The following is a 10,554-nucleotide window of genomic DNA, read 5'->3' as shown; positions in this document are numbered from 1 at the left end:
CGCTCGACCACCACTGTCAGCCCGGGGCCGCCGCGCAGTCGTTCGTCGTAGCGGCCCTGCAGCCCGCCGTGCCCCACCAGGTCGCCGACGACGTACCGGTCGGGGTGCGCGGCGATATCGTCGGCCTGCGCCGGGTCGACGGTGCCGAGCAGCGCGCGGGCGAACTCGCGGGTGGGCGCCAGGTCGATCTTGTCGGAGATGAACTTGGTGCCGGGCAGGTCGTAGATCCGGGGCTTGATCTGCCGGTACGCCTCCTCGCGAAGCGACACCACCTCGACGAAGGCACCCGGCTCCGCCTCGGCCACCCGGTTGGGCAGGTCGGTCAGGTCGACGCCGGGGACCAGCGCCGGACGGATGGCCTTGAAGGCCGCGTCGAGGTCCTTGACGAGCTTCTTGATGTCGGCGACACCGTTGGGCTGCACACCCACCCGGACCACCGGGCGCGGGGTAACGAGCGGCTGCCCGGCGTTGTCCAGCACGGCGGCGCGGGCACCGGTGTCGCGGCGCAGCGCCAACCGGTCACCCTTGGCGAGCCGCTCGTGCACCACGGTCGGCTCCCAGATCACCTGCCACTGGTCGTCACCGCCGTGGGCGAGCCGCACCTCCCGGTCGTACGCCCAGCGGGTCTGGCCGGGCAGGGTCCACTCCACCTGCACCGTCGTGGTGGCGATGTCCTTCGTGATCTTCGGCTCGCCGCGTCGCGTCAGGGTGGGCGGGGTGGCCGCCAGCTCGCCGGAGAGGTCCTTGATCTCGCGGGCCACGTCGGCCGACGGCAGTTTCGAGCCCAGCGGGTCGATCATGCCGACCGACTGGAGGTCGCCGCTGCGCCAGCCCGCGAGGAAGGCGTCAACGGTGCGCTGCGGCCCGTCGTCACCGGAGCAACCGACCAGGACGCCCGCCGCGAGCAGCGCCGTGCTGACCGCAGTGGCCAGGCGGCGAGCGTGGTTCGGCCGGTGGGGCCGGGGGTACGACAAGGTCATGAAGCTGGTCCTTCCGATCTCGGACTGCCCTCGCACGGTAGTACGTGAACGACGTCCCCAACGTCCCCCAGGTGTTCGGCCGCGCTCAAAGATGGGCCGCACCCGTGTGATGAACATCGCGTGGCGGGGTATCCCGCAGCCGGCCAACCTCGGACCCGCAACGGGTGAAAGGACAAAGTCCCGATCCGGACGTCTGGCCAGTGGTCCGCCGACGAAGGCGCAGAACGGCAGGGCCTAGGCTGGGCGGCAGAGTGACCCACAACGCGGTGGGTCGAGGGGAGTGGCACCGATGGACCGGCGTCCGGCGATCAAACCGGAACCCGACCTCCGGCAGGATGACTCCGGCCGGGACGATGACAGCTTCGATTCGGCGACCGACGGGGACGGCTACGGCCGGCTCGACACGGGCGTCACCGGGCTGACCGGGTCGAGCATCGACACCATCTACGATCTGGGCCTGCCGACCGAGGCGTTGGCCGACGACGTGGAGGACGCGGAGCTCGACGAACCCGTTCCCAACGCGGAGCGCCTGGTGGCCCAGGCCGTCGCGCTCGCGGGGGACGATCACGACGCGGCGACACTTGTCGGCCGTTTCTGGCGGTTCGCCCCGGACGAGGAGCTGGTCGGCTTCACGGCGGAGGAAATGCTCGACGCGGCCCGGGCGCACCGGGACCTCGCCCAGCAACGGGTGCCCGGCGAGTTGAAGCTGCGGATCCACGAACCGCACGCGGACCAGCACCACACGGTCGTCGAGATCGTCACGGACGACATGCCGTTCCTGGTCGACTCGGTGACGGCGCTGCTCAACTCGTACCACCTCGACGTGCACCTGCTGGTGCACCCGCTGGTGGTGGTGCGGCGCGAGCCGCTCGGCCGGCTCACCGAGGTCTCCGCCGATGTGGAGCCGGACGACGCGATCGCCGGCGACATCATCGAGAGCTGGATGCGGATCGAGATCGACCCGGTCCGGGACGCGGCCGAGCGGGACCGGTTGCGCCGCGAGTTGCAGCGGGTGCTCACCGACGTGCGGGAGGCGGTGGAGGACTGGCCGAAGATGCGTCAGCGGGCCCTCGCGCTCGCCGACGAGCTGGCCTCGGCCCGTACCTCCGACAACCGCCCACCGGTGCCGGAGAAGGACATCACCGACTCGGTGGAGCTGCTGCGGTGGCTCGCCCACGACCACTTCACCTTCCTCGGCTACCGCGAGTACCGGCTGGTGGACGCCGACGGCGGCGATACCGACAGCAAGGCGTTGGAGGCGGTGCTCGGCACCGGTCTGGGCATCCTGCGCTCCGATTCGCCGGAGGCGCGGTCGCTGTCCTCGATGACGCCCGAGGCGCACGAGAAGGTGCTGGAAAAGCGCCTGCTCATCATCACCAAGGCCAACTCCCGGGCCACCGTGCACCGCTCGGCGTACCTGGACTACATCGGCTTCAAGATCTTCAACTCCGCCGGTGACGTGATCGGTGAGCGGCGTTTCCTGGGCCTGTTCTCGACCGCCGCCTACCGGACCAGCGTCCGCGAGCTGCCGGTGGTGCGCCGCAAGGTGGCCGAGGTGCTGGACCGCTCCGGCCTGAGCCAGCGCAGCCACTCGGGCAAGGATCTGATCCAGATCCTGGAGACGTACCCGCGCGACGAGCTGTTCCAGATCAAGACCGACGATCTGTACCACGCGGTGATCGGCGTGCTGCGGATGGCCGGTCGCCGGCAGCTGCGGGTGTTCCTGCGTCGCGACGCGTACGGGAGGTTCATCTCCTGCCTGATCTACCTGCCCCGGGACCGGTTCACCACCCAGAACCGGCTGCGCATGCAGGACATCCTGCTGCGCGAGCTGAACGGTGTCGGGGTGGACTACACCACCCGGGTCACCGAGTCGATGCTGGCGCGGGTGCACTTCATCGTCCGTACCGACCCGACCCGGCCGCCCGGCGACATCGACGCCGACCTGCTGGCCGAGGAGTTGGCCGACGCCACCCGACTGTGGGACGACGACTACCGGTTGGTGCTGGAGCGCAAGCTCGGCGACGAACAGGCCAAGCACCTGTTCACCCGGTACGCCGACGCGTTCCCCGAGGGCTACAAGGACGGGCACACGCCGTACGAGGCGATGAAGGACCTGGCGAAGCTGGAGCTGCTGGAGGAGCCCGGCCAGCTGGAGATGCACCTGTTCCGCAAGCAGTTGGCGCCCCGACCCGGCACTCGGGTGCCGGGTGCGGACCTGGCCGAGGCGATGGACGTCCGGTTCAAGGTCTACCGGTACGGCGAGCCGATGATGCTCTCCGCCGTGCTCCCGGTGCTGCACTCGCTCGGTGTGCGGGTGGTCGACGAGCACCCGTACGAGGTGGACCGGATCGACGGTCGGGTCTACCTGTACGACTTCGGGCTCATGCTGCCCGAGGGGCATCAGGAACTGGCCGAGGTGCGCCCGCACGTGGAGAACGCCTTCGCGGCGGCCTGGCGCGGCGAGGCCGAGGTGGACCGGTTCAACGAGCTGGTGCTGCGCGGCGGGCTGACCTGGCGGCAGGTGGTGGTGCTACGGGCGTACGCGAAGTACCTGCGGCAGGCCGGCACGGTCTTCTCGCAGGACTACATGGAGCAGACCTTCATCGCGTACCCGAAGCTCGCCGCGTTGCTGGTGGAGCTCTTCGAGACCCGGTTCGCGCCGGGGGAGCAGACCACCGAGCAGCGCCAGCAGCGCAGCGGTGAGCTGGTGGAGACGATCCGGGGCGCGCTGGACGACGTGGCGAGCCTCGACCAGGATCGGATCCTGCGCTCGTACCTGACGCTGATCGAGGCGACCCTGCGGACCAGCTTCTACCAGAAGCGCGCCGACGGGCGGCCGAAGGCGTACGTGGCGTTCAAGCTCGACCCGCAGGCCATTCCGGACCTGCCCGCGCCGCGACCGAAGTTCGAGATCTTCGTCTACTCGCCGCGGTTCGAGGGTGTGCACCTGCGGTTCGGGCCGGTGGCCCGGGGCGGGTTGCGCTGGTCCGACCGTCGGGAGGACTTCCGGACCGAGGTGCTGGGCCTGGTCAAGGCGCAGATGGTGAAGAACACGGTGATCGTGCCGGTGGGCGCCAAGGGCGGCTTCGTGTTGAAGCAGAAGCCGGGTGACCGGGACGAGGCGGTCGCCTGCTACCAGGAGTTCGTCGGCGCGATGCTGGACGTCACCGACAACATCGTCAGCGGGCAGATCGTGCCGCCCGAGGACGTGGTCCGGCACGACGAGGACGACCCGTACCTGGTGGTGGCGGCCGACAAGGGCACCGCCACGTTCTCGGACATCGCCAACGAGATCTCCAAGAACCACAACTTCTGGATGGGCGACGCGTTCGCGTCCGGTGGTTCCGCCGGCTACGACCACAAGAAGATGGGCATCACCGCCCGGGGCGCCTGGGAGTCGGTCAAGCGGCACTTCCGGGAGCTGGGCCTGGACACTCAGACCCAGGACTTCACTGTGGTCGGCGTCGGCGACATGTCCGGTGACGTGTTCGGCAACGGGATGCTGCTCTCCGAGCACATCCGGCTGGTGGCCGCCTTCGACCACCGGCACATCTTCCTCGACCCGGCCCCGGACGCCGCCACCTCGTACGCGGAGCGTCGGCGGCTGTTCGACCTGCCCCGGTCGTCCTGGGAGGACTACAACACGGAGCTGATCTCGGAGGGTGGTGGCATCTTCCCGCGTACCGCGAAGTCCATCCCGATCACGCCGCAGGTCCGGGCGGTGATCGGCCTGGACGACGACGTCACGCAGATGTCGCCGCAGGACCTGATGAAGGCGATCCTCACCGCCCCGGTGGACCTGTTCTGGAACGGCGGCATCGGCACCTACGTCAAGGCCTCCAGCCAGACCAACGCCGAGGTGGGCGACAAGTCCAACGACGCGATCCGGGTGGACGGGCGCAACCTGCGCTGCCGGGTGGCGGGCGAGGGCGGCAACCTGGGCTGGACCCAGCTCGGCCGGATCGAGTACGCGTTGACCGGTGGCCGGATCTACACGGACTTCATCGACAACGCGGCCGGGGTGGACACCTCCGACCACGAGGTGAACATCAAGATCCTGCTCAACACGGCGGTGGCCGACGGCGAGCTGACCACTGCCGAGCGGGACGAGCTGCTGGCCGGGATGACCGACGAGGTTGCCGAGCTGGTGCTGCGGGACAACTACGACCAGGCGCGGGCGATCAACAACGCCCAGGCCCAGGCCGCCTCGCTGCTCCCGGTGCACCGTCGGATGATCAACGAGTTGGAGCGGTCGGGCGGGTTGGACCGGGCCCTGGAGGCGCTGCCGCCGGACGAGGAACTGGCGGTCCGCAGCGAGTCCGGGCTGACCGCGCCGGAGTTCGCGGTGCTGCTCGCGTACGTGAAGATCGTCCTGGAGCGGGAGATCCTCACCGAGGGTCTGGCCGACGAGGAGTGGACGACCGACGTCCTGGTCAACTACTTCCCGACGCCGATGCGCGAACGGTTCGCCGACCGGATGGGCCGGCACCGGCTGCGCCGGGACATCGTCACCACAGTGCTGGTCAACGAGGCGATCAACCGGGGTGGCATCTCGTTCATCTTCCGGGTGGTCGAGGAGACGGCGGCCAGCGCGGCGGATGTGATCCGGGCGTACGTGGTGGTCAGCGAGGTGTTCGGCCTGCGCGACCTGTGGGACGCGGTCGAGGCGCTGGACAACAAGGTGGCGCCGGAGCTGCAGACCAGCGTCTACCTGGACACCCGCCGGCTGCTCGACCGGGCGGTGCGGTGGTTGGTCTCCAACCGGCGCTCGCCGATCGACGTGCCGGCCGAGATCGCCCGACTGCGGGACGGGGTCACCCGGCTGCTGCCCGGGCTGGAGGAGCTGTTCTACGGCAACGAGCGCCAGGGCATCGCCGCTCACATGGACTCGATGACCGAGCGTGGGCTGCCCCGCGAACTGGCGGAGCGGGCGACCCGGCTGATGTACAGCTTCGGCCTGATGGACGTGGTGGAGACCGCGAACGCCAGCGGGCGGGACGTCAGCGAGGTGGCCTCGGTCTACTTCGTGCTGTCCGACCTGTTCCGGGTGGACTCGCTGCTGTCGAAGATCTCCCTGCTGCCGCGGGAGGACCGCTGGCAGACGCTGGCCCGGATGGCGCTGCGGTACGACCTGTACGCTGCGTTGGCCGCGCTCACCGCGGAGGTGCTCGACTCCACCCCGGGTGACCTGCCGCCGCACGAGCGGGTGCAGCAGTGGGAGCAGTCGAACGCCACGTCCATCCACCGGGCCCGACGGGCGATGGGAGAGTTCGACGAGTCGCGGGCGGATCTCGCCGCGCTGTCGGTGCTGCTGCGTCAGATCCGCACCCTGGTGCGGACCTCCGCAGCCGCCTGAGTCAGGTACGCCGGACCGCGTTTCGCCTCGTCGTGGGTCACGCCGCCAGGGTGGCGAAGACGACGATGTTGTCGGGGTAGCTCTTCGCGGCCTGGTCGAACACCCGCAGGCCGGGCCGGTCGCTCGGTCCGTACACCAGCTCGGTGGGGAAGGCCGTCTTCGGGTACGACGTCACCGAGTCGACAGTGAAGCTGGCCGGAACGCCGTCGGCGCGGCGCACGGTGATGGTGTCGCCGGGGGTGAGAGCGCCGAGGTCGAAGAAGACGGCCGGGCCGAGCACCGCCGAGTCCACGTGCCCGACGATGACAGCGTTACCCGTCTCGCCCGGGCTCGCGCCCGGCTCGTACCACCCGGCCTGGTCGGCCTTGTCCAACGGCGGGACCTGGACGGTGCCGTCCGGGTTGGTGCCCAACGACATGATCGTCGCGTCGACACCGATCCGGGGGATCTCGATGCTGGTCGGCGCCGACCGGGCCAGCCCTGCCGGCGCGTCCCCGATCGGCTGCCCGTCGACCGGCGGGGCGTCGTCGGCGGTGCTCGCCGGCCCGGTGGTCTGCGGGGCGGCCTGGGCCAACGGCTGCGGCGGTCGGGGGGCGGGTGTGTCCTTCAGACTGGCGCCGATCATGCCGGCGCCGATCATGGCCATGGTGACGACGACGGCCGTGCCGGCGGCACGCCACGGTTTCCCGCGACGGCCGCCGGCCGGTGTCGTCGTCACGTCAGACGAGCGAACCATCGGTCCGCCGACGACGCATCAGCACGATCCCGCCCAGCGCGGCAGCGCCGAGCAGGCCCGCCCCACCAGTGGCCAGACCCCGGTCGGTGCCGGTGCTGACGCCGCCGTCACCGCCGTCGACACCGCCGTGCGGCAGCACGACCAGCTCGCCCTCGCCGCAGGAGCCCTTGAGCTCGTAGCGACCCGGCTTGGCGTCCTTGTCGACAGTGGCTTCGCCGTAGTAGACGAACTCGCGCTCCTTCTTCCCGTCACGCTCGTCCGAGCCGCGCTCGTCCTTGCCGTAACCGCCGCGCTCGTCCGAGCCGTACTCGGAGCCGTGCTCGTCCTTGGACTCCCAGCCCTTGTCGGAGCCGTACTCGGAGCCGTGCTCGTCCTTGGACTCCCAGCCCTTGTCGGAGCCGTACTCGGAGCCGTGCTCGTCCTTGGACTCCCAGCCCTTGTCCGAGCCGTACTCGGAGCCGTGCTCGTCCTTGGACTCCCAGCCCTTGTCCGAGCCGTATTCCGAGCCGTGCTCGTCCTTCGACTCCCAGTCCTTCTTGTCACGGCTGTCTTCGGCGTCCTGGCCGTGCTCCTCGCCCTTCCAGTCCTTGCCGTTCTCGTCGCCGTAGGCGTCGGCGGCAGCGCCGGCACCCTGGCCGCCCTTGTCGTCCTTGCCCTTGTCGTCCTTGCCCTTGTCGTCCTTGCCGTGCTCGTCCTTGCCGTTCTCGTCCTTGCCCTCGTGGTCCTTGCCGTGTTCGTCCTTGCCGTGTTCGTCCTTGCCCTTGTCGTGGTCGGAGGAGTTCTCCCCCTCGCGCCAGTCGCGGTCCTCACCCCGGTCCTCACGCGCCGGCTTGAGCTTGACCTTGCCGGTGACCTTGGACCACACGTACGCGTGCTCCTGGCGATCCGGGCAGATCTCGAGGAGCTTGACCTCGTCGCCGGCCTTCACGACGTGCGGCTTGGCGTAGACCTTGCCATCGTCGTGGCCGTCGGCGAACGCGATCCCCGGTGCGAACACCAGGAGCGACGCGCCGCCGAGCGCGGCGCCCGCAACGACCTTCCCGAGCATCTTCTTAGCCATGACCTGCGTCACTCCATCCCTGTTGTCCTGAGCCCGGCGACAACCGAGCTAAGACCGACGTTAGACGGTTTCATGACTTATGAAGTGAAAGATTCGCGTTTTGACCTTTGTTCCGGTAAGAGGCGAAGGGGTGGTACGCGGCTTTCGGCGCGCTGAGTGTGGCGTCAGGCGGGCCGTGACCCGGTAGGCGCGCTCGCGGCGTTCGGAGCACGTCGTGCTCGCCCCGCCCAGTCATCCGGTACCGGCGGCTGCGGCCGCACCGTGCCGCTAAGGCGCGGTCGGGGGGTATCGTCCGGAACGGCTCCGGCGACGCATCGAGCCATTGCCATGGAAGCGCTCCCATGCAAGAATCGGCGAACGCGGTTCAGAGAGCCACACCGTGCAGGCAGGCAGTCGAGGGCACCCGTTTATCGGGCGACATGCCGCCGCCGATCGACCGGCCGCATCGGGTCGGGCACCACCACCATCGCCCGTCCGGGTCGGGCGCCCCCGAAGAATCCCGTTGGCGCCGACGGTCGTCCGTGCAGGACGCCCATCGGGCCGTCCCGCCGGGCCGTACCTGGGCCCGGTCTCGCCCAAGGAGATCAGTGGCATGAATGTGTGGAGAAGGCTAACCGGCCCACGCCGGGCCCTCGCGCTCGCCGGCGCGGGTGCCCTGGTCGCCGGTGGGCTCGTAACGATTCCGGTCACCGCGGCGCAGGCCGCGACGCAGTGCGATATCGCGTACACGAGCAACGACTGGCAGGGCGGCTTCACCGCGAACATCACCATCAAGAACGTCGGTGACCCGCTGAACGGCTGGACGCTGGGCTGGACCTTCCCCAACTCCAGCCAGCGGGTGCAGCAGGGCTGGTCGGCCACGTTCACCCAGTCCGGCAGCCAGGTCACCGCCCAGAGCCTGTCCTACAACGGCACCCTGGCCACCGGCGCGTCGACGAGCATCGGCTTCAACGGCGCGTGGAGCGGCAGCAACCCGAAGCCGACCTCGTTCACCCTGAACGGCGTGGTCTGCAACGGTGGCACCACCCCGCCGACCACGCCCCCGCCGACCGACCCGCCGCCCACTGACCCGCCGCCGACCGACCCGCCGCCCACCACCAACCCGCCGCCCGGCACCAAGGTCGACAACCCCTACGTCGGGGTGCGCGGTTACGTGAACCCGGAGTGGAAGGCCAAGGCGGACGCCGAGCCCGGCGGAAGCCGGGTCTCCAACAACCCCACCGCCGTCTGGCTGGACCGGATCGCCGCGATCAACGGCACGCCGGACAGCAGCTCCAACGGTGCCTTCGGGGTGAAGGACCACCTGGACGAGGCGCTGCGCCAGGGCGCCGGTTACATCCAGTTCGTGATCTACAACCTGCCCGGCCGGGACTGCTCCGCGCTCGCCTCCAACGGTGAGCTGGGCCCGGACGAGCTGCCCAAGTACAAGGCCCAGTACATCGACCCGATCGCCGCGATCCAGGGCGACTCGAAGTACAGCAGCCTGCGGATCATCAACATCATCGAGATCGACTCGCTGCCGAACCTGGTGACCAACACCTCCGGCCAGCCTGGCGGCACGGTCATGTGTGACACGGTCAAGGCCAACGGTGCCTACGTCAACGGTGTCGGCTACGCCCTCGCCAAGCTGGGCTCGATCGGCAACGTCTACAACTACATCGACGCCGGTCACCACGGCTGGCTCGGCTGGGACTCCAACTTCGGCCCGAGCGCCGAGATCCTGAAGACCGCCGCGGTCGCCTCCGGCAGCACGGTCAACAACGTGCACGGGTTCATCACGAACACCGCGAACTACTCGGCGCTGCAGGAGCCGTACTTCAAGGTCACCGACAACGTGAACGGCCAGACGGTGCGGCAGTCCAAGTGGGTCGACTGGAACTTCTACGTCGACGAGCTGTCGTTCGCCCAGGCGTTCCGGACCAAGCTGGTCTCGTTGGGCTTCAACTCGAACATCGGCATGCTGATCGACACCTCCCGCAACGGATGGGGTGGCTCCGCGCGGCCCACCGGACCGGGTGCCATGACGAGCGTCGACACCTACGTCAACGGTGGCCGGGTCGACCGACGCCTGCACCTCGGCAACTGGTGCAACCAGGCCGGTGCCGGTCTTGGTGAGCGGCCGCGGGCCAACCCGGCGACGGGGATCGACGCCTACGTCTGGGTGAAGCCGCCGGGTGAGTCGGACGGCTCCAGCAAGGAGATCCCGAACAACGAGGGCAAGGGCTTCGACCGGATGTGCGACCCGACGTACGGCGGCAACGCCCGCAACGGCAACAACCCGTCCGGGGCGCTGGGCGACGCGCCGATCTCCGGTGCGTGGTTCTCCGCCCAGTTCCAGGAGCTCATGCGCAACGCCTACCCGGCGCTCTGATCGGGTAGCTCACGCACCAACCCGCTGCCAGTGGTTGGTGAGGCACTG

Annotated in this window: 5 protein-coding genes; 2 read left to right on the top strand and 3 right to left on the bottom strand. The window is 69.4% G+C overall.

Features of this window, described 5'->3' with window-relative positions; genetic code table 11:
- Positions 1 to 980, bottom strand: a 980-nt coding sequence (locus KBX53_RS10515; RefSeq protein ID WP_305797938.1) for an NTF2-like N-terminal transpeptidase domain-containing protein, incomplete at its 3' end; no start/stop codon positions are given.
- Between the two features lie 289 nt (positions 981 to 1,269).
- Between KBX53_RS10515 and KBX53_RS10510 the strand changes: the two genes are divergently transcribed.
- Positions 1,270 to 6,339: an NAD-glutamate dehydrogenase gene (locus tag KBX53_RS10510; protein ID WP_210858882.1), complete on the top strand. Its 5,070-nt coding sequence runs from the start codon at positions 1,270 to 1,272 to the stop codon at positions 6,337 to 6,339.
- A 37-nt stretch (positions 6,340 to 6,376) separates the two neighbouring features.
- Here the strand turns inward: KBX53_RS10510 and KBX53_RS10505 are convergent, their stop codons facing one another.
- Both KBX53_RS10505 and KBX53_RS10500 read right to left on the bottom strand, forming a co-directional pair.
- Complete coding sequence (locus KBX53_RS10505; RefSeq protein WP_210858880.1) at positions 6,377 to 7,057, bottom strand: class F sortase; 681 nt, start codon at positions 7,055 to 7,057, stop codon at positions 6,377 to 6,379.
- Between the two features lies 1 nt (position 7,058).
- A complete protein-coding gene (locus tag KBX53_RS10500; protein ID WP_210858878.1) occupies positions 7,059 to 8,135 on the bottom strand; it encodes a hypothetical protein in 1,077 nt (358 codons plus the stop codon).
- 592 nt (positions 8,136 to 8,727) lie between these two features.
- Here KBX53_RS10500 and KBX53_RS10495 point away from each other — a divergent pair.
- On the top strand, positions 8,728 to 10,506 hold the full coding sequence (locus KBX53_RS10495; protein WP_030333258.1) for a glycoside hydrolase family 6 protein: 1,779 nt from the start codon (positions 8,728 to 8,730) through the stop codon (positions 10,504 to 10,506).
- Positions 10,507 to 10,554: the final 48 nt, after the last annotated feature.

Origin of the sequence: Micromonospora sp. M51, from assembly GCF_018070305.1 — a bacterium.
In the GTDB taxonomy this organism is placed as follows: Bacteria; Actinomycetota; Actinomycetes; order Mycobacteriales; family Micromonosporaceae; genus Micromonospora; species Micromonospora parva.
Note: the sequence above shows the minus strand (reverse complement) of the source record. Positions and strands in the feature narration are given on the sequence as shown.

Excerpts from the sequence above, each read along its gene's own strand:
- KBX53_RS10510 (WP_210858882.1), top strand. The coding sequence starts at position 1,270 with ATGGACCGGCGTCCGGCGATCAAACCGGAACCCGACCTCCGGCAGGAT.
- KBX53_RS10500 (WP_210858878.1), bottom strand. The coding sequence starts at position 8,135 with ATGGCTAAGAAGATGCTCGGGAAGGTCGTTGCGGGCGCCGCGCTCGGC.
- KBX53_RS10495 (WP_030333258.1), top strand. The coding sequence starts at position 8,728 with ATGAATGTGTGGAGAAGGCTAACCGGCCCACGCCGGGCCCTCGCGCTC.